This window comes from Marinomonas sp. FW-1 (genome assembly GCF_005222245.1).
GTDB lineage: Bacteria > Pseudomonadota > Gammaproteobacteria > Pseudomonadales > Marinomonadaceae > Marinomonas > Marinomonas alcarazii.
On sequence record NZ_CP025987.1, the window covers coordinates 3,940,066 to 3,964,876 of the forward strand.

Annotated in this window: 25 protein-coding genes; 8 read left to right on the forward strand and 17 right to left on the reverse strand. The window is 43.3% G+C overall.

The genetic code is table 11. The annotated features are described in order from the left end of the window. Nucleotides 1-10: 10 nt before the first annotated feature. The 12 genes from atpG to C1X04_RS18315 form a co-directional block, all read right to left on the reverse strand. Complete coding sequence (atpG, locus tag C1X04_RS18260) at nt 11-871, reverse strand: F0F1 ATP synthase subunit gamma (RefSeq protein ID WP_110576206.1); 861 nt, start codon at nt 869-871, stop codon at nt 11-13. An 81-nt stretch (nt 872-952) separates the two neighbouring features. After that, nucleotides 953-2,497, reverse strand: coding sequence for a F0F1 ATP synthase subunit alpha (atpA, locus tag C1X04_RS18265; RefSeq protein WP_110576208.1), 1,545 nt, complete (start codon nt 2,495-2,497; stop codon nt 953-955). Between the two features lie 38 nt (nt 2,498-2,535). After that, complete coding sequence (locus C1X04_RS18270) at nt 2,536-3,072, reverse strand: F0F1 ATP synthase subunit delta (protein WP_137170659.1); 537 nt, start codon at nt 3,070-3,072, stop codon at nt 2,536-2,538. An 11-nt stretch (nt 3,073-3,083) separates the two neighbouring features. Continuing rightward, nucleotides 3,084-3,554, reverse strand: a complete 471-nt coding sequence (locus C1X04_RS18275; RefSeq protein ID WP_110576211.1) for a F0F1 ATP synthase subunit B — start codon at nt 3,552-3,554, stop codon at nt 3,084-3,086. A 57-nt stretch (nt 3,555-3,611) separates the two neighbouring features. Further along, nucleotides 3,612-3,869: a F0F1 ATP synthase subunit C gene (gene atpE, locus C1X04_RS18280; RefSeq protein ID WP_087610906.1), complete on the reverse strand. Its 258-nt coding sequence runs from the start codon at nt 3,867-3,869 to the stop codon at nt 3,612-3,614. Between the two features lie 67 nt (nt 3,870-3,936). Next, nucleotides 3,937-4,764 carry a F0F1 ATP synthase subunit A gene (gene atpB / locus C1X04_RS18285; protein WP_110576214.1) on the reverse strand — a complete coding sequence of 276 codons (828 nt, stop codon included), beginning with the start codon at nt 4,762-4,764 and terminating at the stop codon, nt 3,937-3,939. Nucleotides 4,765-4,818: 54 nt separating this feature from the next. Next, nucleotides 4,819-5,220: an ATP synthase subunit I gene (locus tag C1X04_RS18290; RefSeq protein ID WP_110576216.1), complete on the reverse strand. Its 402-nt coding sequence runs from the start codon at nt 5,218-5,220 to the stop codon at nt 4,819-4,821. Between the two features lie 163 nt (nt 5,221-5,383). Further along, the gene (locus C1X04_RS18295; RefSeq protein WP_137170660.1) at nt 5,384-6,268 is read right to left on the reverse strand and encodes a ParB/RepB/Spo0J family partition protein; all 885 of its coding nucleotides are present in this window, start codon (nt 6,266-6,268) and stop codon (nt 5,384-5,386) included. 45 nt (nt 6,269-6,313) lie between these two features. Further along, complete coding sequence (locus C1X04_RS18300; RefSeq protein ID WP_110576219.1) at nt 6,314-7,081, reverse strand: ParA family protein; 768 nt, start codon at nt 7,079-7,081, stop codon at nt 6,314-6,316. 3 nt (nt 7,082-7,084) lie between these two features. Then, nucleotides 7,085-7,711 (reverse strand): 16S rRNA (guanine(527)-N(7))-methyltransferase RsmG, encoded by a 627-nt coding sequence (gene rsmG / locus C1X04_RS18305; RefSeq protein ID WP_110576221.1) that lies wholly within the window; start codon nt 7,709-7,711, stop codon nt 7,085-7,087. Between the two features lie 50 nt (nt 7,712-7,761). Beyond that, nucleotides 7,762-9,651 (reverse strand): tRNA uridine-5-carboxymethylaminomethyl(34) synthesis enzyme MnmG, encoded by a 1,890-nt coding sequence (gene mnmG, locus C1X04_RS18310; RefSeq protein ID WP_110576222.1) that lies wholly within the window; start codon nt 9,649-9,651, stop codon nt 7,762-7,764. An 802-nt stretch (nt 9,652-10,453) separates the two neighbouring features. Next, entirely contained in the window at nt 10,454-11,512 is a 1,059-nt protein-coding gene (locus C1X04_RS18315) for an NAD(P)-dependent alcohol dehydrogenase (protein WP_110576224.1), read from the reverse strand. Between the two features lie 186 nt (nt 11,513-11,698). Between C1X04_RS18315 and C1X04_RS18320 the strand changes: the two genes are divergently transcribed. The 7 genes from C1X04_RS18320 to C1X04_RS18350 all read left to right on the forward strand — a co-directional run bounded on the left by C1X04_RS18320 (nt 11,699) and on the right by C1X04_RS18350 (nt 18,576). After that, nucleotides 11,699-12,577, forward strand: coding sequence for an AraC family transcriptional regulator (locus C1X04_RS18320; protein ID WP_137170661.1), 879 nt, complete (start codon nt 11,699-11,701; stop codon nt 12,575-12,577). Between the two features lie 111 nt (nt 12,578-12,688). Then, nucleotides 12,689-13,339, forward strand: coding sequence for a TetR/AcrR family transcriptional regulator (locus tag C1X04_RS18325; RefSeq protein WP_137170662.1), 651 nt, complete (start codon nt 12,689-12,691; stop codon nt 13,337-13,339). A gap of 74 nt (nt 13,340-13,413) precedes the next feature. Beyond that, the gene (locus C1X04_RS18330) at nt 13,414-14,400 is read left to right on the forward strand and encodes an MDR family oxidoreductase (RefSeq protein ID WP_137170663.1); all 987 of its coding nucleotides are present in this window, start codon (nt 13,414-13,416) and stop codon (nt 14,398-14,400) included. Between the two features lie 198 nt (nt 14,401-14,598). Continuing rightward, complete coding sequence (locus C1X04_RS18335; RefSeq protein ID WP_137170664.1) at nt 14,599-15,669, forward strand: ATP-binding protein; 1,071 nt, start codon at nt 14,599-14,601, stop codon at nt 15,667-15,669. Next, nucleotides 15,666-16,355, forward strand: coding sequence for a response regulator (locus C1X04_RS18340; protein ID WP_137170665.1), 690 nt, complete (start codon nt 15,666-15,668; stop codon nt 16,353-16,355). The genes C1X04_RS18335 and C1X04_RS18340 overlap by 4 nt, the downstream gene beginning before the upstream one ends. Nucleotides 16,356-16,553: 198 nt before the next feature. Further along, nucleotides 16,554-17,207 (forward strand): TrkA family potassium uptake protein, encoded by a 654-nt coding sequence (locus C1X04_RS18345; RefSeq protein ID WP_137170666.1) that lies wholly within the window; start codon nt 16,554-16,556, stop codon nt 17,205-17,207. Next, entirely contained in the window at nt 17,173-18,576 is a 1,404-nt protein-coding gene (locus C1X04_RS18350; protein WP_254682294.1) for a TrkH family potassium uptake protein, read from the forward strand. Before C1X04_RS18345 ends, C1X04_RS18350 begins: the two co-directional genes overlap by 35 nt. 73 nt (nt 18,577-18,649) lie before the next feature. Here the strand turns inward: C1X04_RS18350 and C1X04_RS18355 are convergent, their stop codons facing one another. After that, nucleotides 18,650-19,384, reverse strand: a complete 735-nt coding sequence (locus tag C1X04_RS18355) for an SDR family oxidoreductase (protein WP_137170667.1) — start codon at nt 19,382-19,384, stop codon at nt 18,650-18,652. Nucleotides 19,385-19,583: 199 nt separating this feature from the next. On the opposite strand from C1X04_RS18355, the gene C1X04_RS18360 reads away from it, so the two are divergent. Further along, entirely contained in the window at nt 19,584-20,489 is a 906-nt protein-coding gene (locus C1X04_RS18360) for an AraC family transcriptional regulator (RefSeq protein WP_137170668.1), read from the forward strand. Nucleotides 20,490-20,524: 35 nt separating this feature from the next. Here C1X04_RS18360 and mnmE read toward each other — a convergent pair whose 3' ends face one another. The 4 genes from mnmE to rpmH form a co-directional block, all read right to left on the reverse strand. Further along, nucleotides 20,525-21,904 (reverse strand): tRNA uridine-5-carboxymethylaminomethyl(34) synthesis GTPase MnmE, encoded by a 1,380-nt coding sequence (gene mnmE / locus C1X04_RS18365; protein WP_137170669.1) that lies wholly within the window; start codon nt 21,902-21,904, stop codon nt 20,525-20,527. Nucleotides 21,905-22,038: 134 nt separating this feature from the next. Continuing rightward, nucleotides 22,039-23,694, reverse strand: coding sequence for a membrane protein insertase YidC (gene yidC / locus C1X04_RS18370; protein ID WP_110576247.1), 1,656 nt, complete (start codon nt 23,692-23,694; stop codon nt 22,039-22,041). 94 nt (nt 23,695-23,788) lie between these two features. After that, complete coding sequence (rnpA, locus tag C1X04_RS18375; protein WP_110576249.1) at nt 23,789-24,187, reverse strand: ribonuclease P protein component; 399 nt, start codon at nt 24,185-24,187, stop codon at nt 23,789-23,791. An 8-nt stretch (nt 24,188-24,195) separates the two neighbouring features. Then, a complete protein-coding gene (rpmH, locus tag C1X04_RS18380; RefSeq protein WP_084035504.1) occupies nt 24,196-24,330 on the reverse strand; it encodes a 50S ribosomal protein L34 in 135 nt (44 codons plus the stop codon). Nucleotides 24,331-24,811: the final 481 nt, after the last annotated feature.

Genomic DNA, 24,811 nt, shown 5'->3' on the forward strand with positions numbered 1-24,811 from the left:
CCTAAATACCTTAAACCGCTGCCGCGCCGCTGACTATCTCAGAAATTTCCTGAGTAATCGCTGCTTGACGAGCCTTGTTGTACACCAACTGTAATTCATCAATGATATCGCCGGCGTTGTCTGTTGCGTTCTTCATCGCAATCATACGAGCTGCTTGCTCACACGCAATATTCTCAACCACTGACTGATATACTTGAGATTCAATATAGCGAACTAATAACTCGTTCAAAAGTTCAACGGGTTCTGGTTCGTAGATGTAATCCCAGTGGTGCTGTAACTCTGTATTCTCTTCCGCTTTTAATGGCAAAAGTTGCTCAACCGTCGGGTTTTGAGTCATGGTATTCACGAACTCATTTGAAACCACGTAAAGACGATCAATACGACCTTCATCAAATGCGTCTAGCATCACCTTAACACTACCGACTAAGTCGTCAGCTTTCGGTGCATCACCTAAACCGGTGAAAGCTGCTGTTACATTTCCGCCGTAGTTACGAAAGAATGAAACGGCTTTGCTACCAATAGCACAGATGTCAATTTCAACACCTGAATCAGCAAATTGTTTCATATCTTTAATGGCTTTTTTGAACACGTTAACGTTCAAACCACCACATAAACCACGGTCAGAAGAGACTACGATATAACCAACACGCTTCGCCTCACGTTCGGTAAGGTAACGGTGTTTATACTCAGGATTCGCGTTGGCCAAATGGCCAACTACTTGGCGAATTCGTTCCGCATACGGACGAGAAGCGGCCATACGATCCTGAGCTTTACGCGTTTTACTAGCGGCTACTTTTTCCATAGCACGAGTAATTTTACGCGTATTGTTAATGCTCGAAATCTGAGTGCGTATCTCTTTTCCGACTGCCATAATAGAACTGCCCTTGTGAGAATGTTATTTCACAAACTGCAAGAAAGTGGTGACAAGCTCAATCGCTTGTCACCAAAGTCATTACCAAGTTTGCGTCGCTTTAAACTTCTCGATTGCCGCTTTAAATGTCGCTTCAATCTCGCCGTTAAAATTACCAGTTTTGTTAATGTCAGCCATAAGATCAGTGTGTTCACTGTTCATGTAACCTAACAATGCTTTTTCAAAGCTAGCAATTTTGCTTGTTTCAACATCTTCAAGGAAGCCATCATTAGCAGCGTAAAGAACTACGCCCATATCAGCTACAGACATAGGAGAGAACTGCTTCTGTTTCATCAGTTCAGTAACCTGTTTACCGTGCTCTAGCTGCTTACGAGTCGCTTCGTCTAGGTCAGATGCGAACTGAGCGAAAGCCGCCAATTCACGGTACTGAGCCAATGCAAGACGAATACCACCGCCAAGTTTCTTGACGATCTTAGTTTGTGCTGCACCACCTACACGAGATACCGAAATACCGGCGTTCATCGCTGGACGGATACCCGAGTTAAACGCGCTTGTTTCCAAGAATATCTGACCATCTGTGATGGAGATAACGTTGGTTGGTACGAACGCAGATACGTCACCACCTTGAGTCTCGATGATTGGCAATGCGGTCAAAGAACCTGTTTTGCCTTTCACTTCACCATTGGTGAATTTCTCTACGTAATCAACGTTTACACGTGATGCACGCTCAAGAAGACGAGAGTGAAGATAGAATACGTCACCTGGGTAGGCTTCACGACCTGGCGGACGACGTAGAAGCAAAGAGATCTGACGGTAAGCCCAAGCTTGCTTGGTCAAATCATCATAAATGATCAATGCGTCTTCACCGCGGTCACGGAAATATTCACCCATAGTACAGCCAGTGTATGGCGCTATGTAAAGCATTGCTGCTGGATCAGATGCGCCAGCGGCTACTACTGTGGTGTATTCCATTGCGCCAGCTTCTTCAAGCTTACGAACAACGTTAGCAATAGTAGATTGTTTCTGACCGATCGCTACGTACACACATTTAATGCCAGAATCTTTCTGAGCAATAATGGTGTCGATTGCTAGAGCAGTCTTACCAATCTGACGGTCACCGATGATCAACTCACGTTGACCACGACCAATTGGCACCATGGCGTCAATGGCTTTGTAACCAGTTTGAATCGGTTGATCAACTGACTGACGTTCGATAACGCCTGGCGCCACTTTTTCAACTTTATCTGTTAATTTTGCATCGATTGCGCCTTTGCCGTCGATTGGGTTACCCAATGCGTCAACAACACGACCAAGCAATTCAGGACCTACTGGAACTTCCAGTATACGACCTGTACATTTCACTTTTTGACCTTCTACAAGGTCTTGGTATTTACCAAGTACTACTGCACCGACAGAGTCACGCTCTAGGTTCAAAGCAATACCATAAACACCACCAGGGAATTCAATCATTTCCCCGTACATAACATCTGCCAGGCCGTGGATCAGAACGATACCGTCTGCCACGCTGACAATTGTGCCCTCATTTTGGGCATCAGAAGATACATCGAGGTTCTCGATGCGCTTCTTGATAATCTCGCTGATCTCAGATGGATTCAGTTGCTGCATGCTAAATTCCTCAACCCTGGTTTCGATTTAACGAAACGCTAGGAGTTTATCGCCTCGGCCAGTTTCGCTAATTTACCGCGTACTGAACCGTCGATGATTAAGTCACCCGTACGAATAACCACGCCACCAAGTAGGCTTGCGTCTGTTTCACTGGTTAAGTTGACAGTACGGTCCAACTTTTTCGCCAGTGAAGCGGCTAATGCTTGTGTTTGTTCTGCTGTAAGTTCGAATGCAGACGTAAATTTAACATTTACGGCTTTTTCGAAATTCAGTTTGAACTGTAAAAATAGCTCAGAAATCATAGGAAGAAGCGTTAAACGCTTATTCTGTGCAAGGGTTAGCAAAAATGCTTTGCCTTGCTCTGTAGCTACTTCTGCACAAACGTCCGCTAGAGCGTTTGCCTTCTCTTCCGCACTAAAAGCCGAATTTTTAAGCGCCTGTTTAAGCTTAGGTTCTACTGTTACAGAAGCTAATATGCTAAGCATATCAGCCCACTCAGTAATTTGACCTTGCTCTTTAGCAACTTCAAAAACGGCTTTCGCATACGGTCGCGCGACTGTTTTTAATTCAGCCATTAGACCCTCGCTTAAAGCTCTTTGGCGAGCTGTTCAACGATCTCGCTATGTGCTTTTTCGTCAATGGTGGCTCCCAAAATCTTCTCGGCACCAGCAAATGCAAGAACAGAAACTTGAGCACGCAATGCTTCTTTAGCACGCATAACGTCTTGTTCGATCTCTGCTTGAGCTGCTTCGCGCAGACGTTTGCCATCGGCAATCACCTGCTCTTTCGCCTCGTCGATCATTTGGTTCGCACGTTTGTTGGCTTGTTCAATAATCTCGGCCGCGTTGTCTTTGCTTTCACGTAAAATTTGGTCAGCTTGTTCTTGTGCCAACTCAAGATCACGGGAAGCGCGGTTCGCTGCTTCTAAACCGTCTGCTATTTTTTTGCTACGCTCTTCGAGCGCAGCAATCACTGGTGGCCACACAAATTTCATGCAGAACCAGACAAAAATGGCAAACGAAATAGCTTGGCCTATAAGTGTGAGATTCAAGTTCACGCTAATATCCTCGCTCTAGTCGTTCAAAAAATAAATCACTTACAATAAAGCGACGTATTAGCCAGCAACCTGAGCAATGAATGGGTTAGCGAAAGTGAAGAACAACGCAATACCAACACCAATCATAGATACAGCATCCAAAAGACCTGCAACGATGAACATTTTGGTTTGTAGCATTGGCGCAAGTTCTGGTTGACGAGCACTTGCTTCAAGAAATTTGCCACCCAAGATAGCAAAGCCAATTGCTGTACCCAATGCAGCCAAGCCGATAAGGATTGCTACAGAGATAACAGTTAAACCAACTACAGTTTCCATTTTAACTCCTAGATTTTACAGTTTTAGATTCAAGTTTAAAAAAATTATTACTATATATAACAATATCTTAGTGTTCTTCGTGAGCCATGCTCAGGTATACAATAGTCAACATCATGAAGATAAAAGCTTGCAGTGTTATGACTAGTATGTGGAAAATTGCCCATGGTACAGACAAAGCCCACTGAACGCCCCAAGGCAAAAGAGCAATCAAGATAAAGATCAATTCACCAGCATACAAGTTACCGAATAATCGCAATGCCAATGACACAGGTTTCGCTAGTAACCCAACCATTTCCAAAACAAAGTTAAATGGAATCATGATTGGCGTATTAAAAGGCTGCAAAGTAAGTTCTTTTACGAACCCACCAAACCCTTTAATGCTAATGCTGTAGAAAATAATCAAGAAGAACACAGACAAAGACATACCCAATGCGGCATTGATATCTGTTGTCGGTACTATCTTAAAGTACTCAATACCAAAAACATCCGTAGCAATTCTAGGGATGAAATCAACTGGCACCAAATCCATTAAGTTCATCAAAAATATCCATACAAAAATAGTTAATGCTAATGGAGCAATAACCTTACTTTTGCCATGAAAACTTTCTTTTACTGAGTTATCAACGAACTCAACCATAAGCTCTACAAAATTTTGTAGGCCTGTAGGAGTCGCTACTGACGCTTTCTTTGCTGCAAAACGAAACAGTACCAAGAACAAAATACCCAAGCCAATGGAGAATCCCATTGTATCTAGGTGAATCGCCCAAAAGCCCATGTCTGCAGCTTCTTTAGATGTCTCCGCAATACCCCAGCTACCATCAGGATGCTGACCAAAGGTCAAATTCTGAAGGTGGTGCTTTATGTATTCCGAAGCTGTTGGATTTTCACTTGCCATATTTATATCCACGCTCTTTTAATGATAAAAACCACGCGCCCGCAGTTCGTTTAATTAACGGATAACCGCAGGGCTGAGCCAGTGACTCAAAATTCCTAAACTAAAGCCCGCAAAAAAGCTTCCAGCGGCCAGAGGTTTCACTAGGATAAACACTAGTGATAGCAGTAAGACTGTTAAAACAAGCTTACCAGCTTCTCCCCTGTAAAAAGATTTAACAACCTCTTTTGCAGGCAAAATTCCTTTATGACCGAACACTCGCCAAGCCATATATACATTGGGCAGTATGCTGGTCAGTCCTCCTAATAAAAAAGAGTACCCATACAGACCATCAACAATGTAAAAGATTCCCAAAGAAACAAAAAAAGTGAGTATTAATTGCAACAAAAGGAAACGAAACACAGCCTTCTTTTTAGCGCTAATCATTGCACTGGCGCTTAATGGCTTCTTTGCTTCCATTACAAACTCTCTTTTTGCACAGAAAAAGTGCAATCAATGTGATGATTTACAAAATTCGAGGCATTATATGGGTTATAGCAGTTGTGTTCAACTTAAAACGGATAGCAGAATCAGTTTCTACTCATCTTGTCTAGATAGAAAAACCTACTTGTCACAAATTGCTTCATTTCCCTGCGAGTAGTTCGCTAACCAAGAGTTCTAGGTGCTCAGGGTTTCTATACTCTATGACAAGTTTGCCTTTTCCTTTGGCTGAAGGCTGTATTTTTACCGCCGCATTAATCTTTTGGCTAATGCGTTCTGCTTCTGCACTCAAATCAGGCAGAGGAGGTTTGTTATCTTCACTTTTTTCAATTACTTGGAAGTTTTTTACCAATCTCTCTGTCTCACGGACAGATAAGGATTTAGTAACAACTTGCGACGCCGCTTGAATTTGCTTGTCATGCTCTAAAGGCAACAATGCCCGTGCGTGTCCCATTTCAATGTCGCCGTGTTCCAATAAACGACGAACTTCTGGTGTGAGACCTAACAAGCGTAACAAATTCGCGACGGTTGAGCGGGATTTACCAACCGTATCCGCAACTTCTTGTTGGGTAAGATGGAAATCTTCAACTAAACGTTGAAGAGCCAAGGCTTCTTCAACGGGATTAAGATCTTCACGCTGTATATTCTCAATCAAGGCTAAAACCACAGCGTCTGCGTCTTCTACGTGACGCACGATCACCGGCACTTGTGTTAAATCAGCTAACTTAGCGGCACGCCAACGGCGTTCACCAGCAATAATTTCATATTGATTATGGCCGTTTGGTCGCACAACAATTGGCTGCATAATACCTTGGGTACGAATGGAAGCGGCCAAGTCTTCTAATTGTGCTGGGTTCATGTCACGACGAGGTTGGAACTTCCCTTTAGAGAGCCATTCCACAGGTAGATAAGTCAGACCTTTAATTTGCTCATTATTAGAACCACTTTCAGCCTCATTAGTTGGCGTTGATTGTGGTGCCAGTAATGCATCTAAGCCACGACCTAGGCCTCTTTTTTTCATCGTCATTTCATTAACCCTAATTGGTATTAAAGTACGCTTATAACACAATAATTATGCGACAGATTTTCGAATAAACTCACCAGCCAATGCTAAGTAAGCAATAGCACCTCGAGATTGTTTTTCATAATGCAGAACCGGCAAGCCGTAACTTGGAGATTCCGCCAAACGAATATTTCGAGGGATTACAGTATCATACACTTTGTCACCAAAATGCTTGTGCAGTTGGCTGGAAACATCGTGAGTTAAACTAGGACGAGGATCATACATGGTTCTTAAAATGCCTTCGACCTCTAGAGACGGATTTAACGCTTGAGTAATACGCTCAATTGTTTGTAGCAATGCTGTCAAACCTTCTAATGCATAGTACTCACATTGCACAGGGATCAAGACGCCCTGTGACGCAGCTAGCGCATTAACAGTCAGCATATTCAATGCTGGCGGACAATCCATCAATATATAATCAAAGTCATTGTCGACTTCATACAAACCGGCACGTAAACGTGTTTCTTTGCTTGGTAAATCAAGTAAAACCACTTCCGCACCGGTTAAATCACCATTAGCAGGCAATACCCAGTAATCTCCAGGCATGCTTTTTTTCATGACTTCTTTTACGCCATGAGAACCAATCAATACATCATAAACACTGGTGTCTAATTCTTCTTTGGTAAAACCGCTACCTGTTGTTGCATTGCCTTGTGGATCAAGATCGATTAACAGCACTCGACGCTTCATTGCTGCCAAGGACGCTGCCAAATTAACACAAGTAGTCGTTTTTCCAACGCCACCTTTTTGATTGGTTACTGCTATGATTTTTGCCATGCTTTATCCTTTACGCGTCATCACAACCATGTGACGCTCCGCCTGAACATTTGGCACATTTAGAGGTTCTACAGACACCACGTCAACATCTTTGGGCAGTGTCGCTATTTCTTCACTAGGATAAACGCCTTTCATCGCCAAAAAGTTACCGGAGTCTTTTGGTAACGGCAACGTCCAGTTAATCATATCTTCCAAAGAAGCAAACGCCCTTGAAATAACATGGTCGTACGCCCCTTGAAAAGCATGCTTTTCAACACGTTCATTGGCTACGGTGACGTTATGAATTCCCAACTCCATCTTAACTTGCGTTAAAAAGCGGGTTTTTTTGCCATTACTGTCTAGTAACGTAAATTGTTTCTCTGGATAACATATAGCAAGCACCATACCAGGTAAACCCGGTCCAGTGCCGACGTCTATAATATTTTCGCCGGTAATAAAAGGTAATGTCGCCAAACTGTCTAGCAAATGTAATGAGATCATTTGTTCCACATCACGAATAGCGGTTAGGTTATAAGCCTTATTCCACTTTTCGAGCATGGCTAGATATTTTACAAGTGTCTGAATGGTTTCATCAGATAGAACAGCGCCCATTTGTTGGGCGCCTTTTTGAATAGTGTCAAAGTGTGTCACAGTCGATCCATTCTATAGAGATAGCAATTAAGGATTATCGGCTGATGATTCTAGGCACTTTTGCGCGCAATCGCACGTTTTTTCAAGTGAATTAATAGTAAGGATACTGCAGCAGGCGTCACACCTTGGATTCGAGAAGCTGCCGCAAGAGTCGTTGGACGCAATTGAGTCAGCTTTTGCTTGATCTCATTCGACAACCCTTCCATCTTGCTATAATCCAGATCTTCAGGTAGCTCGGTATTTTCCTGACGACGAAGACGCTCAATGTCTTCGGCTTGACGAGAAATGTAACCTGCGTATTTCACGGCTATCTGCACTTGCTCTGAAACTTGCTCATCTACAGGCTCATCCAAGGCATTTTTTAGCCCAGCCACATCGGAATAAACAATATTCGGACGTTTAAGCAAATCCAACAAGCTGTATTCATGAGTTATTGGCGTTTCCAGTTTAGGGTTGATGCTTTCCGCCTCAGGCGTATTAGGCACAATCCAGCTAGATTTCAAACGCTGAGTCTCTAATTCAATAGCCTCACGCTTTTTACAGAAAGCAGCCCAACGTTCGTCAGAAACCAAACCAAGTTCACGACCTTTTTCAGTCAAGCGCATGTCCGCATTATCTTCACGCAAAATCAGACGATATTCAGCACGGCTGGTGAACATGCGATACGGTTCTTTTGTCCCCATGCTAATCAAATCATCAACTAATACGCCGAGATACGCTTCGTCACGACGAGGTGTCCACGCTTCTTTATCTTGAGCCAATAATGCAGCATTTAAACCCGCGAGCAAGCCTTGCGCACCAGCTTCTTCATAGCCCGTTGTACCATTAATTTGTCCAGCAAAGAACAAACCAGGCATATGTTTGGTTTCTAAAGAGTATTTTAAATCCTGAGGATTAAAATAATCATACTCAATGGCATAACCAGGACGCGTAATATGGGCGTTTTCCATGCCTTTCATTGAACGTACTAGCTCAATTTGCACATCAAACGGCAACGACGTAGAAATACCATTCGGGTAAAGCTCGTGCGTTGTTAAACCTTCAGGTTCGATAAAGATTTGATGAGAGTTTTTATCGGCAAAACGTACTATTTTGTCTTCAATAGAAGGACAGTAACGCGGTCCAATACCTTCAATAACACCAGAATACATTGGTGAACGATCCATACCGGCACGAATTATGTCGTGAGTCTGCTCGTTAGTATGAGTGATAAAACATTCTACTTGGCGAGGGTGCATGGCGCGATTGCCCATGTATGACATTACTGGATCAATATCATCACCAGGCTGTGCCTGCATCAAAGAGAAATCAACAGTACGTGCATCAATACGAGGTGGCGTTCCCGTTTTTAAACGGTCAACTCGGAACGGAAGAGCACGAAGCTTTTGTGCTAGGCCAATGGATGGCGGATCACCTGCACGACCACCAGAGTGATTTTGTAAACCAATGTGGATAACACCACCTAAAAAGGTTCCGGCGGTTAAAACAACCGTTTTGCCGTTAAAGCGGATACCTGTCTGAGTAACCACACCACGAGCAGCACCATTTTCAACAATCAGATCTTCAACAGACTGTTGAAAAAGCCAAAGGTTTTCTTGGTTTTCTAATTTATGACGAATAGCCGCTTTATATAATATACGGTCAGCTTGAGCACGAGTTGCTCGAACCGCAGGACCTTTTCGAGAGTTTAAGGTACGGAATTGTATGCCCGCCTGATCTGTGGCTAATGCCATAGCGCCATCTAAAGCGTCTATTTCTTTAACCAGATGGGACTTCCCTATGCCACCAATGGCGGGGTTACAGGACATTTGTCCTAATGTTTCAATGTTGTGAGAAAGTAACAAAGTTTTAACGCCCATACGTGCTGCTGCTAAAGCTGCTTCTGTACCAGCGTGTCCGCCACCAACCACAATCACGTCAAAGTGACTTGGGAAATCCACAGGAACCTCGGTATTACTAGAATAATAAAAATGAATAAAAAACGATCAACTATCGATTTAGGCCGCTTAGTATATAGGCTAATTTCCAAAAAGAAAGAGATCCAAACGTGATTACCCCGGTCATCAATATTAATATTATTAAGTAAGTATATAAGGTCTTTTATGTTTGTTATGTTTATATAGCAAGCTTAAATCTGTGCATAATTCAAAAAATATCATATTTATTAACAATTTATAGCGATGATATCTTGTTAAGACAAGGCGGGTTATCTTGTGGTGTGGATAACCTCAACCTGTGTATAAAATGGTGACTTATACAGAGTCGATTTTTAACCTCTAAGTTGTTAAAAACTGTGCAAAACTTCTTATCTACCTATCACCATACTTATCAACAGGTGTTTTTTGATGGTTGTCTGTTTATAAGTTTATGTTTTAAATGTATTTTTTGGTTTTTTATGGCAAAAAAAGCTATTTTTTATCGAAAAATAATCCACAAGCAAATAAATTAAAAAAATTCAAATATCGATCTTTTTTTCTATAAGTATTGTGAATAATTAGCTTGGAAGGCTGTATTTTGCAGGCGTGTGGACATTGTGGAGAAAGGAAGAAAATTTGAAAATCCCCATCCTGTGAGTAACTATTTTACATTTACTTGAGCTGAGCTTGGTTTCTCATCAGAAATAAGCCTTTGTCCACCAGCTCGGCAGACCACTTCTTGTCATGACGAATGATGTAACAAAAAAAGCGCCCACTGGGGGCGCTTGTTTGACGACTAACGTATTTTTAGATCAGCAAAGCCGGATTAAACTTCTTCTTTCAGGCTTTTCATATCAATAATAAAGCGGTATTTCACATCGCCTTTTTTCATACGTTGATACGCTTGGTTAATGTCTTGAATATTGATCATCTCAGCATCACACTCAATATTGTGCTCTGCACAGAAGTCCAACATTTCTTGTGTTTCTGCGATACCACCGATTAAAGAACCAGTAAGAACACGACGTTTCATGACCAAGTTAGCTGCATGTACTGCTGGCTCCATTGGTTCGATAAGACCGACTAAAATGTGTGTGCCATCGACTTTTAAACAACCAAGATAAGGGTTCAAATCATGTTGGACAGGAATCGTGTCTAACAAGTAGTCGAAAGTCATAGCTGCGGCTTTCATTTGCTCTTCATTCGTCGACACAATGACGTGGTCCGCACCTTGTTTTTTTGCTTCCGCAATTTTGCTTTCTGAGCGAGTGAAAATGGTTACTTCTGCACCAAAGGCTTTCGCGAATTTAACGCCCATATGACCAAGGCCACCCATACCCAAAACCCCAACTTTATCACCAGCTTTAATGCCATGATGACGAAGTGGAGAATATGTTGTGATACCGGCACACAACAAAGGTGCAGCTTTACTAAGCTCTAATGTTTCAGGAATAGATAGAACAAACTTTTCGCGAACAACGATATGATCAGAATAACCGCCGTAAGTTAAGGTGCCATCGATTAAATCATAAGCACCATAGGTACCTACTGGGCCATTATCACAATATTGTTCTAAATCTGCGGCACAATGGGAGCAATGTTGACAAGAGTCGACCATACAACCAACACCAACAATATCGCCAACCTTGTATCTAGATACTTTGCTGCCGACTTCTGTCACTTTACCGACGATTTCATGGCCTGGAACGATTGGATAATTACTTGGTCCCCAGTCACTTTCAGCGGTATGAAGGTCTGAGTGACAAACTCCACAATAAAGAATATCAATATTGACATCATCTTCGCGTAGATCGCGACGTTCAAATGAAAACGGTGCTAGTGGCGTGGTTGCCGACAGTGCCGCATAAGATTTTGCTTGGCTCATAAATGATTACTCCAGTATTAGAACATGAAATAGGTACAACCTAGTGTAGGGTAAACTTGCTGATATTGTGTTGTGCATTCTTACTGTTGTTTTGCCAATTTCTCCAAAAACTAAAAACTTAACTTTTCCTACACAATCTTGCATGAATAATAATATCATTGATTTTTATAGCTAGATGGATCAAATATGACCGATATAAATTTAGTAAATTTGATCAAACCTCTGGTAAGTACAGAAGGTTTTTCGGATACCTTAATTACGAATGTTCGCCTGATGAAATGTTCGAAGTGCATGCCTAGAATGCCTTTAATCTATCGCCCTGGACTCACCATCATTGTCCAAGGTCGTAAAATTGGTTACTTGGGTGATCGTGAAATTCATTACAACTCCGGCCAGTATTTGGTGCAAACACTGCCTTTGCCCTTTGAATGTGAAACCTTTGCAAGCCAACAAGAACCGCTTTTGGGTGTCTCTATTGATATCGACCCTGTTTTATTATCTGAGTTGGTTTCTGTTTCTTCTGAAGATGACTTAAAACCATCTGTATCTTATTTTCCTATGTCGTCCGTACCAATGAGTGACGAGATGACCGAATCCGTGTCTCGTCTTATTAAAGCCTTGCACGATCCACATACCGCAAAAATCATGGGGCAAAGCCGAGTTCGAGAAGTGATCTTTGAAGCTTTACAAAGTCCTCAAGGCGCGGCATTACGTGCCTTAGTTGTAAACCAAGGGCGTTTTTCACTGATAGTGAACGCGCTTAAACAGTTACATCAGCAGCTGGATCAAGAAATTCGAGTGGAACAACTGGCTGAAGATGCCAATATGAGTGTTTCAAGCTTCCACCATCACTTTAAAAATATCGCTGGGTCGTCTCCTTTACAGTACCTGAAGCGGTTGCGACTGTTAAAAGCGCAAATGCTGCTAAACCAAGGGAAATTGAATGTCGGCCAAATTTCGGTAGAGGTGGGTTATAAAAGCATTCATCAGTTTAGTCGAGACTACAAACGTTACTTTGGTGCGCCTCCGACCAAGGATAAATTAAAAGAAGGTGCGGTCCTCTGACCTTCTTTGGCTTAGCGCTTTATTTACCTACTTGAATTTACTTACTTGAATTTAATAGACGATCGGTCTAATTTTAGATCCATCATGTTTTAATCGTTTAGGTACAAGAATTTGCTTCATGTTCTCGATACATCAAATAAGCCTCGTCGTGGGCGTCCAAAAAAGCAAAGCGCAGACACTTTGGATACCCGAGAAGCCTTATTACGTGCTGGAATGCAGGTATTGACGGAGTCTGGTTTTACTCGCAGTGGTATTGAACCTATTTTAAAGTCGATAGGAGTGCCAAAAGGGTCTTTTTATCATTATTTTCAAAGCAAAGAAGCGTTTGGTTTGGCGGTTCTATCCCGATACCGTCGCTACTTTGAAACGAAATTAGATAAGTTTTTACTGGATAGCGCTATTGCTCCGTTAGAGCGTTTACAGCGATTTGCTCAAGATGCCCAAGACGGCATTGTTAGACACGAGTTTAAGCGCGGTTGTTTAGTGGGCAACTTAGAACAAGAATCAAGCTTACTGTCCGAAGCATTTCAAGAGCAATTACAAGCAACCTATCAAAGTTGGCAAGTGCGAGTCGCCAATTGTTTATTAGAAAGTCAGAAACAAGGCGAAATTGACTCTCAATGCAATATAAACGATGTCTCCCAAGCCTTTTGGATTGGCTGGGAAGGTGCTGTTCATCGGGCGAGATTAGCTAAAAGTACGCAACCATTAAGCTTGTTCATGGTGTTTTTTATCCAGGCGATTCGAAAGAAAACCAATTAATGACATAAGCCAAGCGAAGACGCTTGGTTTTTTTAGTTATATAAATAGACGATCGGTCTAAATTTGGAGGATGTATGTTTAAAGGCTTATTGATAACGCAAAAAGACAAACAAAACGCCATTTCTGTAGCAGAGCTAAGTGAAGATCAGTTGCCAGCGGGCGATGTATTGGTGGAAGTTCATTACAGTACTTTAAATTATAAAGACGGCTTAGCCATTACAGGTAAGTCCCCTATTGTACGTTCTTTTCCAATGGTGCCTGGAATAGATCTCGTTGGTAAAGTTCTACAAAGTGATTCAGAGCGCTTCTCTGTCGGCGATTTTGTAGTGCTGAATGGGTTTGGTGTCGGTGAAGTACACTGGGGTGGATTAGCAGAAAAAGCGCGTTTAAAAAGCGAATGGCTCATTCCTCTTCCTGAAGGTATAGATGCTAAGCAGTCTATGGCAATAGGTACAGGAGGTTATACTGCCATGTTGTCGGTACTTGCTCTTGAAAAACAAGGCGTTACGCCAGAATCAGGCGATATTCTTGTCACTGGCGCAAATGGTGGTGTTGGCAGCTTTGCAATTCGCCTACTGAACCGCCTTGGTTATCACGTCGTGGCGTCTACTGGCCGAGTGGAAGAAAGCGAGTATTTGAAGAACCTTGGTGCAAGCGAAATCATTGATCGAAATACTTTGTCTGCACCTGGTAAACCTTTACAGAAAGAGCGTTGGGCTGGTGTCATAGATTGCGTAGGAAGTCATACCTTAGTTAATGCGTGTGCGACTACCAAATACGGCGGTGTGGTCACTTGTTGCGGTTTAGCACAAGGCATGGATTTCCCTGCTTCTGTGGCGCCTTTCATCTTACGAGGCATCAAGCTGATTGGTATCGACAGTGTTATGCGCCCATTAGAAGACCGCATCGAAGCATGGCAGCGCCTGAGTGAGCTTTTACAGCCTGAAGATTTTAACAGCATGAGCGAAGAAATCCGCTTAGACGATGTCGTAGAAACGGCGAATAAGCTACTTGAAGGAAAGGTACGTGGTCGTGTGTTGGTAAATGTAAAAGCTTCATAACTATATTTTCTGTTTCACCGGCCAGTACTCGATAGTATTGCAGCACTTATCCAATCAGGGCCATTTGGCCATTTGATTGGATAGTGACTGGTATAGAGAATAAAAACGTTACGGTTTTTTTACGCGCCAATACCTGCGCCCTTTGATACAGTCTTACTTGTGCTCTTCCTTACTTAAAAGGCTGTGACAAGCGACACCATGAAAATGACAACATCCACTATCCCTTCTCACTATTTAGCTGTGCTGGCGGTTTGTACGGCTTTACTGATCAGCTATGGATTGGATATTTGGCTTGGTTCAAATATTGCCGTATTACTGATTTTGCAGCTGGCTGTGGTGGTTGTCGCTTTATCCTGTCGTTCTCGTTGGGTATATGGCGTGGCGCTGTTTGAAGCGCTGTGTTTCAACTTTCTGTTCACTGTACCGCGTTATTCATTCGAGATGTTTAATGGCGATGACATGGTGAATTTGCTGGTATTTCTGTTGGTGGCTGTGATCACCAGTAAGTTAGCTGAGCTATACCAAAATCAGCAAAACCAATTAAAACAAGAGCAGCTGCGTAACAGTATTTTGTTATCGGTTTCTCATGACCTACGTACGCCTTTGTCGACCATTATTGGCACTTTAAGCACCTTAAAAGAATACATGGCGAAGCTCTCGGAGCAGGAAAAGCAAGAGCTGCTAGACAGTGCCACTATCGAAAGTCATCGTCTTCATCAATACATTGAGAACTTACTGCAAGCGACAAAACTGCACCATGGCGCTGTGCTTCCAAAAGTGTCAGAGCAATCTGCTGTTGCCATTATTCACCTTGTTATGGAGCGTTTTAGTCAGCAAAAATCCCGTTTAATTCTACAGTTAGACGATAAGCTGCCGCTGGTTTTGGTGAGTGCGTCGCTTATTCAACAGGCCATTTTTAACGTTATCGATAATGCCTTGCGATATTCACCAATAGACAAAACTGTCACCATTTCAATAAAGACATTAGATACAAACAGCAAGCATCCTCAAGTTGTGATTGATGTACGAGATCAAGGGATTGGCATTAGTACAGCCCAGTCTGAAAGCATCTTTCAGCTGTTTTACTCGGTCGATTCTTTTAAGCGAAATGACAGCGGCACAGGTTTGGGATTGGCGGTATCAAAAGGCATTATTGCGGCTCATCATGGTTCTATTCAATCCGTTCCTGTCGAGCAAGGCTGCCTAATTCGTATCTGTTTGCCTGCGTGCGTTGAGCCGCCCATTAACGATAAAGGCAAGGCATCATGACTTCTTATAAAATTTTGGTGGTCGATGACGAGCCACAAATTCATACCTTTATTCGGATTTCATTAGCGGCTGAAGGTTTCGAGTATCTTGGTGCCGAATCCATTGGCGCTGCGAAACGTTTGATTGAACAAAATTCACCGCATTTGTTGATTTTGGATTTGGGCTTGCCAGACGGTGATGGTATGGATTTGGTTAACTTTGTGCGTTCCACCAGCAACACACCTATTTTAGTTCTGACTGCTCGGGATGAAGAAGATGAAAAGATTCGCCTGCTTGAATCTGGTGCGAATGATTACCTGAGTAAACCCTTCGGCATTCGCGAATTAATTGCTCGAGTGAAAGTTTTACTAAGAGATTTAGTGAATACTCACTCACCTGCTGATGTTCTAGAAACAAGTAATATTAAGTTAGAAATCAGCACCAATCAGGCATGGTTGCAAGGCTCGCCCTTGGCGTTAACCAAGAAGGAGTTCGCCTTTTTACGCATGCTGATGGCTACGCCAGACAAACTGGTGATGCAAGAAGAGTTACTAGCTAAAATTTGGGGCATGACCCATACCCGTGACTCACACTATTTACGGATTTTAGTCAGTCAGTTGCGTAAAAAACTCAATGATAACGCTAATGACCAGCGAATCATCAAAACAGAACCTGGTCTGGGTTATCGACTGTTATCAGACCGTTAATCCGAGACTTTTGCACGACTACTGCGCTTGCCAATACTTTGTTAAAAATAGACTCAAAATGCTCATTTATAACCCATAAACTCTGCTTTTTCGTCTATTTTTGCCTCGTCTTGGCTTCGCTCGTGACTTCGTGCAAAGGTCTCAATCTATTAAAAATGTTAAAAAATTCTTAAAAGACATAAATAAAAGGTAGTCAATATGGCGCATTTCACTGTGATTGGTTTAGGGCGTTTTGGTGTTGCAGCAAGTATGGAACTGATTTATTTAGGTCACACAGTCACGGGGGTTGATCGAGATGCAAAAATTGCTGAAAAGTATGTTGATGATTTCACTCAAGTGATGATTTGTGATTCCACCGATGAAAACGCACTAAAAGAACTCGACTTAATCAACAGTGATGCTGTGCTGGTGGCCATTGGTGAAGACATGGAATCCAGCTTGTTGTGCATCTTGGCGTTGAAAAAGCTCGGTGTGAAAGAGATCTGGGTCAAAGCCAGCAGCCGCGCGCACCATACGATTGTGTCTAAACTTGGTGTGGCACGGATCATTCATCCTGAAGAGGAAATGGGTGTGCGAGTTGCACAGGCACTGAATTACCCGATGGTGAACGATTATTTGTCTATTGGTCATGGTTTGTACGTGGTGGAGATTCATATCAAACCACAGCTAGACGAACGTCCTCTTGGTGATGTTTTAGACCCAGCAAAAGGAAAAGTTGATGCTGTGATGGTGAAACGCGAACAAGAGACGTTTTTGCAGATAGACAAAGCCTTTGTACTAAAAGAAAAAGATATCTTGTTGCTGTGTGGCCCTCGCAGTGAACTTAAAAATATCGCACCAAGGTTGGCTTGAGATGGTGAATTGGGATCCTGCGATTGTCGCTATAGAACGTCACCCAAAAGCAGCGAAAAAAATCATGGCGGCGCCACCTTTGATTTTATGCGGTGGGTTTTTATTGCTGATTATTATCGGCACTTTGTTACTTAAATTACCGATTGCCACCACACAACCGATTTCTTGGTTACACAGCGTTTTTACAGCCACATCTGCTGTCACAGTGACAGGTCTTGTGGTGCAAGATACGGGCACGGTATTCACTACCTTTGGTCAAGTAGTGATTGCACTTTTGATTCAATGTGGTGGTCTTGGCTTAATGACCTTCGCTATTGTTACTCTCGTCGCGTTAGGCGGCCGTATTGGTTTTTTGCAACGTACCGTCGCCATCGAGGCTTTTAATCAAACAGACGCCTCCACCATTGTTTCTACCGCCAAGTCAGTATTAGTCTTTTCCTTGATCGTAGAAACCATCGGTATGCTGATTCTTGCGCTGCATTGGAGTGATTCCTTGGGTTGGAAAACCAGTTTATTTCATGGCTTTTTCTACACCATCAGCGCCTTTAACAACGCTGGATTTGCACTTTCATCAGCGAGCTTGATGCCTTATGTGGCCGATCCGATCGTGAATTTTACTATTAGTGGTTTGTTTATCATCGGTGGTTTGGGGTTTTCCGTATGGATTGATCTGATGAAAAATCGCCGCTGGGCGAGACTTTCGCCCTACAGCAAAATGATGATTACCGGCACCATAGTTATTAACCTTGTTGCCTTGCTTGCTATTTATTTTATTGAATACAGCAATCCGAATACTCTTGGTCCACTGAGTGAAACGGGCAAATGGCTGGCTTCCTGGTTTCAAGCGGTAACACCACGCACCGCTGGGTTTAACACCCTCGCCATTGAAGAACTAAGAGACGCGACGACGTCACTCATGTTGGTGCTGATGTTCATTGGAGGCGGCTCTTTGAGTACCGCCAGCGGCATCAAGGTCGTAACGTTTATGCTGCTGGTCTTAGCGACTTACGCTTACCTGCGCCGCGATGAAGAAGTAAACGTGTTTAAGCGCGAGATTCCAAAGGAAGTAATCAGCAAAGCGCTGGCCTTGAGCATGATTTCGATTGGTGTCACCTGGTTGGCGATATTCATATTGTTGGTGAGTGAGAAGCACGCACAGATGATTGACGTGGTGTTTGAAGCCGTATCGGCATTGGGTACGGTTGGCCTTTCTCGAGGGTTAACCGGATCATTGAGTAATATGGGAGAAGGTATCATTATCTTCTTGATGTTCATCGGCCGCCTTGGGCCACTGACGCTGGCCTACTTCCTCGCCAGCCCAAGAAGCAAAAAAGTCCGCTATCCAAAAGTTAAAATGACCGTGGGTTAAGAAGCTTTTCCACGCTCTAAGTCCAATAGCTTGGAGCGTGGAATACGCTATTTTTTCTATTAACGAAATGCTTTTAGCCTTCGAAACTTCCCCCATATTCTTTCGGAACAAGATCCACCTCTTCATCGCCCGTTTTTATTAGGTTGACGATCATTTGCGCGGCTAATGATGGTTGATGTGCGATTGACATAGCGCCTGCTTCTTGTTCTTTAGAAGTGTTTAAGCCGGATTTCACCGAGCCATAGAACTCGGTCGCTGTCATGAAGGGGTGTAGTAAAGAGACAGTGATACCTGCATCCGCTAGTTCAAGCCGTGCCACTTTTGAGATCATGTTCAGTGCTGACTTTGAGCTCGTATAAGCCGCTGAACCTGGGTACGTTGCTAAGGTCGCGCCCGAGCTAACATTGATGATGCATCCGGCTTGTTGTTTGCGCATCAAGGGAATGACCGCTTGCATCATATTCAGTGGCGCAACGGTGTTTAGATTTAATAGTTCCCGAAAGTCTTCAATGCCGATATCTTCAATTGTGGCATAGAGTCCCTGTCCCGCGTTGTTGATCAATACATCGATTCGGCCATATTTTTCTTGCGCGATCTGGACGGCTTTTTGAACCTCGATGGGGTTGGTTACGTCGCAGGGTAAGGCCAGAACATCGTTTCCCAGCGTTTTTGCTAGATCATCAAGTCGATCTTGCCGTCTTGCTAATAATACGGCTTGAGCACCTGCTTGAACGACCGCACGTGCTGTCGCTTCACCAATACCTGATGATGCGCCTGTAATGAGGACGACTGAATTTTTAATTTCCATGGCATATTTCCTATTCGAAAGACGTGGAGTGGTTAAAATAAACAAACATGTACTTCAGAGAGCCCATTAGGTATCTCTATTACATTGCCAATATTTATAACAAACCCACTAAACGCTGGCGTGTTAGTTTCTGTCTATAAAATGCCTATTCCTGCTTAATTTATTGAGGCTTGATGAAAGCTATGCTAGAAAGAGTGATATGAATCATCCGCTTGAAAAACTAAGGTCTCTTGTAGAAAAAAGGGCTAAATCCGTACTTACCCAAACCAAAATTCCTCGTTTGGATATTCTTAGAGTTAGTCAGCCGACAGAGCTTTTTCCTGAGATCTATCAACCCCTGATTAGCCTAATCCTGCAAGGGAGTAAAAGGATTGTCATCGGGGATCAAGTCGTCGACTATCGTGCGGGACAAAGCTTTATTACATCCGTCGAGGTGCCTGTGATTGCCGAAGTGGTTGAGTCGAGTCCGACTTCCCCCTATCTGGCTTTGCGGCTTTCTCTCGACCGAGCGTTAGTGACAGAGATTTTATGTGAGATGGATAGCCCCTTGAGTTTGTCTGAAACGAGAGGTTTTTGCATTGACCAAGTGAGTGATGATCTTGCTGATGCATGGTATAGGATGATCCGTCTTAGCGATCATCCGGATGATATCGACTTAATCGCGCCTCTTATTGAACGCGAGATCCTGTATCGAATGCTGCGTGGCCCACAAGGTGCGGTGTTAAGACAAATAGCCGGTATCGATGATCGTTTTTTCCAAATCAGAAATGCCATTACATGGATTCGCAAACACTACGCCACGGCATTTCGGGTGGAAGAACTTGCCGCTACCGTGAATATGAGCCCGTCGGCTTTTCATCGACGTTTCAAGGCAACGGTTGGATTGTCGCCTCTTCAGTATCAAAAACAGATCAGATTATATGAAGCGCGCAGGCTACTCTTTACTGAACTTGGCGGCGTCGCTGCCGTTGCTTTATCAGTGGGTTATGAGAGTCTGTCACAGTTTAGCCGAGAATATTCTCGGCTGTTTGGCGCGCCCCCCGCACGTGACATCAGAACCCTTCGCCAAGATGCACAAGGGGGGGTTGTCATCAGAGCTTTATGATCCCGCCATTATCTCGGACCAGGTGTGAGCATGTTTTATTTACCAATACAAAACGAGCCAAAGATACGGCCTAGCAAGTCGTCGCTGGTGAAAGCGCCGGTGATTTCGCTAAGAGCTTGTTGAGCTTCTTTTAGATCTTCTGCCAGCAATTCCCCTGCGCCGTAACCGTGAAGTTGCTCGTTACCTGCGTCTAAAAAGCGGTTGGCTTTGTTAAGTGCTTCGATGTGACGGCGACGGGCGATAAATCCTCCTTCAGTCGTGCTGTCGAAGCCCATGACGGCTTTTAGATGTTCAGTTAAATCGTTGACGCCCTCACCTGTTTTTGCCGATAGAGAGACCACAGGGACGCCTGAGACCATTTCAATGCCCGTGCCTTCTTTGGTCAAATCGACTTTGTTGCGCACCAAGGTTAAGTGTTTGGTGTCGCCGAGTTTCTCCATAAATTCTGGCCAGATTTCGCTTGGGTCTTTTGAATCAATCGATTGGCTGTCGACCATCATTAGAATGCGATCCGCTTTGCTTATTTCGTCCCATGCGCGCTGAATACCAATACGTTCTACTTCGTCTGGGCTGTCGCGTAAACCGGCTGTATCGATAATGTGCAGTGGCATGCCATCTAGGTGAATGTGTTCGCGCAAGACATCACGAGTGGTGCCTTCGATGTTGGTGACAATGGCGGATTCTTTACCTGATAAGGCGTTCAATAAACTGGATTTACCAGCATTAGGACGACCCGCTATAACGACGCTCATGCCCTCACGAATCAAGGCGCCTTGGTTGGCTTCTTTAAGTACTTCAATGAGCTTATTTTTGATGCCAGCTAGCTCTGTGGCGACTTTGCCGTCACCGATGAAGTCGATCTCTTCTTCTGGAAAATCGATCGCCGCTTCGACGTAAATACGCAGGTGAATCAAGGCTTCGACCAGTTCGTCAACGCGTTTTGAAAAAGCACCCTGTAAGGAACGTAACGCGCATTTGGCGGCTTGTTCTGATGTGCTGTCGATTAAATCGGCAATGGCTTCCGCTTGGGTTAAATCCATTTTGTCGTTCATGAATGCTCGTTCTGAGAACTCGCCTGGACGAGCTAAACGTGCCCCAAGCGCCACACAATGGCTAAGCAGCATATCCATAATCACGGGGCCACCGTGACCTTGTAATTCAAACACGTCTTCGCCAGTGAAGGAGTTTGGTCCTGGGAAATATAAAGCGATGCCTTCATCAAGCTGTTCTTGATTCGTAGTTCTAAATGGCACGTAATGGGCATAGCGAGGTGTAGGTTCAAATCCCACTATTTGCTTGGCGATGGCAAGGCTTTTTGGACCCGATAAACGAATGATACCTACGCCACCTCGGCCGGGAGCTGTGGCTTGTGCGGCGATGGTGTCTTGGTCTGTGGCGTATTGGAAGTCAGTCATAGTCAAACTCTGTGCGGTAAAAAATTAAATAGCGATGAAGCTATTGTCCGTTAGCGAAGCAAACATGGCAATCTAAACGTAAAAAAGGCCTCCCATTGGGAAGCCTTTTTAATCGAATCATTAGCCGTTTAGTATCAGGCTTCTTTTTCGATGCGTTTGGTAATTACATACTGTTGCAAGATAGACAACGTATTGTTTGTTACCCAGTAAAGAACTAGACCCGCTGGGAACCATAGGAAGAAGATAGAGAATGCCACTGGCATAATCTTCATGATTCGAGCTTGCATTGGATCTGGAGGCGTTGGGTTAAGTGATTGCTGAACAAACATACTGATACCCATCAAGATCGGCAATATGAAGTAAGGATCCATCACAGATAGATCGTCAATCCATAAGAAGAATGGCGCATGACGCAATTCAACCGATTCCATTAATACCCAGTACAAAGAAAGGAAAACTGGCATCTGAACCAAGATAGGCAAACAACCACCTAATGGGTTAATTTTCTCTTTCTTGTAAAGCGCCATCATCTCTTGCGACATTTTCTGGCGATCATCACCGTACTTTTCTTTTAGCTTGGCAATTTCAGGGCCAAATTTACGCATTTTGGCCATTGAACGGTAGCTTGTAGCAGATAGCTTGAAGAAAACAGCTTTTACACAAACCACAACCAAGATGATCGCAATACCCCAATTGACCACGAAAGATTGGATCAAGGTCAATAACCAGAATAGTGGTTTAGCTAACCACCATAACCAGCCGTAATCGACGGTCAAATCTAGGTTTTCAGCGGTCTCTTCAAGATGATCTTGTAGTTTCGGACCCACGTAGAAAGTAGAGCTTAATGTGCCCTGCTTACCTGGTGCGATTTCTACTGGCGTGCCAGTGAAGCCGATGATGTTAAAGTCACCATTAGTACGAGTTTGCAGGGTAACTTTCTGGCCTTGTTCTGGGATCCAAGCTGACACGAAATAATGCTGAAGTACCGCTACCCAACCTTTGGTTGTGGTGGTTTTTATCGGTTCTTCTTTCATATCAGAGAAAGAAATTTTACTGTATTTCGTTTGTTCGTCCGAAATAGCACCGCCTAGATAAGGCTGTAAGCCCATGCTAGTTGCTTGGCTAGGATCTGGCGTATTATCGCGTTTGATCTGAGCAAACTGAGTGCCGCGCCATGTATTAGATGAAGCGTTGTCCACAGTGATCAATTGGCGAATACGGTATTTGCCTTTCAGAAAGCGGAAAGTTTTTGTGTATTTCACGCCTTGTGCATCTGTGTAGTAAAGATTGACATCAAGAGAATCTTCACCTTCCGCTAAGGTATAAGCGGTTTTTTCAGATTGGTAAACTGGGCGACCTTCAGGAGAAGCGTCTGGACCATTTTGTCCAACTAAACCACTTTGAGTCACATAAGTACGTTCGCTGCCATCTTCTAAAATAACAAATGGATCAGGCTTGCCTAATTCTTTTTTGTATTGAAGAAGAGCGGCTTCAACTAAATCACCACCGACAGGATTGATCGCAACACGAAGGGTATCGGTTGTGACTTCAATCAATTTCCCAGGTGCGATTTTTGTCACACTTTGTGGGATTTCGGCATTGGCTTCGGTTGTGCTTTGAATTGCCGTAGGCAAATCATTGCTCACTTGAGAGTCTGTCTCAGATTGAGACTGTGTGCTTTGAGCTACGCTTTGAGTGGACTGAGGACCATAATCTTGGCTCCACTGTAAAAACAGTAGGTAGCCACTGATAAAAAGCGCACCCCATAAAAAGTAACGTCTGAAATCCATGGTATTCAACTAATTTGTTTGGTTGGACAATAGGTTCACAGAACCCTTATAAAAATCACGCGCTATTAAACCAGCCTTTGGCAGTTTTTTCAGCCTATTTCTGTCTAGATTGGTCGCGTTTTTTATTTTGAGCGGGTTTTTGGGCTTTTTTTGCCAATTGATCCCACGCTTTGTCGAGTCGTTTGTGCAAATCCGCATTTTCTAGCTCTTTGATACCTTGTCTTGCTAAGAAGACAATATCAAGACCGGAAAGTGGTGTTTTGTGGTGACGAAAGGAATCACGTACCAAGCGTTTGATACGATTCCTGCCTACCGCGCGTTTATCCGTTTTTTTAGACACAATTAGACCCAGTCGAGCTTGGTCGTCATCTCGTTTTCGTGCCAATAAAAGGAATTCGCCTGCGAAGACTTTGGAGGAAGTGTCGTTAAAGACAGATTGATAATCCCCGGCATTCAGAAGTCTGACATGCCGAGGAAAACAATATTCGGTCATCAGCGTGCTTATGCGCTTAGAACCTTGCGGCCGCGAGCACGACGACGAGCGACGATTTGACGTCCGCTTTTAGTAGCCATACGAGCACGGAAACCGTGGTTACGTTTGCGTTTTAGAACGCTAGGTTGGAAAGTTCTTTTCATCTTAATTCTCTCACTGAATGCAGTGTTTGAGTTTTGAGGGTTAGCGGTCGCCAAGCCTCTACATTTGATTGGTCAAATCAGGGCGCGGATTTTAGAGCCTTTCCTCAGTAAATTCAATGCTTCGCGGCGCAATTTTATCAAATAAATAGCTTCACAATTCATTAAACACTTACACACAGACTTCTACCTTGGTAGTGGATAAAGAAAAATATATTTTTGGATTTTATCCACAGAGAGGTTTTTTAATGATTTATTGTGTATAAAAATCAAAAAGATAAAAAATTTTCTGCCTGTGAACAAGATAAAAATAAATCCATGTTAGTATGTGTATAACCATCACTTTTATACACATGGGAAAAGTTTTATCTACCGATGTGTATAACCTACTATGTTATTAACATTTTTGATTTTAAGAGGTCGTGTGGTTTATTTTCCATTTATGTGTGGATAACTTTTATTGCCCGATGTAAAATCCGCTTCT

Excerpts from the sequence above, each read along its gene's own strand:
- C1X04_RS18315 (WP_110576224.1), bottom strand. The coding sequence starts at position 11,512 with ATGAGCCAAGCAAAATCTTATGCGGCACTGTCGGCAACCACGCCACTA.
- C1X04_RS18290 (WP_110576216.1), bottom strand. The coding sequence starts at position 5,220 with ATGGAAGCAAAGAAGCCATTAAGCGCCAGTGCAATGATTAGCGCTAAA.
- mnmE (WP_137170669.1), bottom strand. The coding sequence starts at position 21,904 with ATGACTGACTTCCAATACGCCACAGACCAAGACACCATCGCCGCACAA.
- C1X04_RS18300 (WP_110576219.1), bottom strand. The coding sequence starts at position 7,081 with ATGGCAAAAATCATAGCAGTAACCAATCAAAAAGGTGGCGTTGGAAAA.
- rpmH (WP_084035504.1), bottom strand. The coding sequence starts at position 24,330 with ATGAAAAGAACTTTCCAACCTAGCGTTCTAAAACGCAAACGTAACCAC.
- C1X04_RS18295 (WP_137170660.1), bottom strand. The coding sequence starts at position 6,268 with ATGACGATGAAAAAAAGAGGCCTAGGTCGTGGCTTAGATGCATTACTG.
- atpA (WP_110576208.1), bottom strand. The coding sequence starts at position 2,497 with ATGCAGCAACTGAATCCATCTGAGATCAGCGAGATTATCAAGAAGCGC.
- rnpA (WP_110576249.1), bottom strand. The coding sequence starts at position 24,187 with ATGACCGAATATTGTTTTCCTCGGCATGTCAGACTTCTGAATGCCGGG.
- C1X04_RS18360 (WP_137170668.1), top strand. The coding sequence starts at position 19,584 with ATGAATCATCCGCTTGAAAAACTAAGGTCTCTTGTAGAAAAAAGGGCT.
- atpG (WP_110576206.1), bottom strand. The coding sequence starts at position 871 with ATGGCAGTCGGAAAAGAGATACGCACTCAGATTTCGAGCATTAACAAT.
- atpE (WP_087610906.1), bottom strand. The coding sequence starts at position 3,869 with ATGGAAACTGTAGTTGGTTTAACTGTTATCTCTGTAGCAATCCTTATC.
- C1X04_RS18270 (WP_137170659.1), bottom strand. The coding sequence starts at position 3,072 with ATGGCTGAATTAAAAACAGTCGCGCGACCGTATGCGAAAGCCGTTTTT.
- C1X04_RS18345 (WP_137170666.1), top strand. The coding sequence starts at position 16,554 with ATGGCGCATTTCACTGTGATTGGTTTAGGGCGTTTTGGTGTTGCAGCA.
- C1X04_RS18335 (WP_137170664.1), top strand. The coding sequence starts at position 14,599 with ATGAAAATGACAACATCCACTATCCCTTCTCACTATTTAGCTGTGCTG.
- C1X04_RS18330 (WP_137170663.1), top strand. The coding sequence starts at position 13,414 with ATGTTTAAAGGCTTATTGATAACGCAAAAAGACAAACAAAACGCCATT.
- C1X04_RS18320 (WP_137170661.1), top strand. The coding sequence starts at position 11,699 with ATGACCGATATAAATTTAGTAAATTTGATCAAACCTCTGGTAAGTACA.
- atpB (WP_110576214.1), bottom strand. The coding sequence starts at position 4,764 with ATGGCAAGTGAAAATCCAACAGCTTCGGAATACATAAAGCACCACCTT.
- yidC (WP_110576247.1), bottom strand. The coding sequence starts at position 23,694 with ATGGATTTCAGACGTTACTTTTTATGGGGTGCGCTTTTTATCAGTGGC.
- C1X04_RS18355 (WP_137170667.1), bottom strand. The coding sequence starts at position 19,384 with ATGGAAATTAAAAATTCAGTCGTCCTCATTACAGGCGCATCATCAGGT.
- C1X04_RS18340 (WP_137170665.1), top strand. The coding sequence starts at position 15,666 with ATGACTTCTTATAAAATTTTGGTGGTCGATGACGAGCCACAAATTCAT.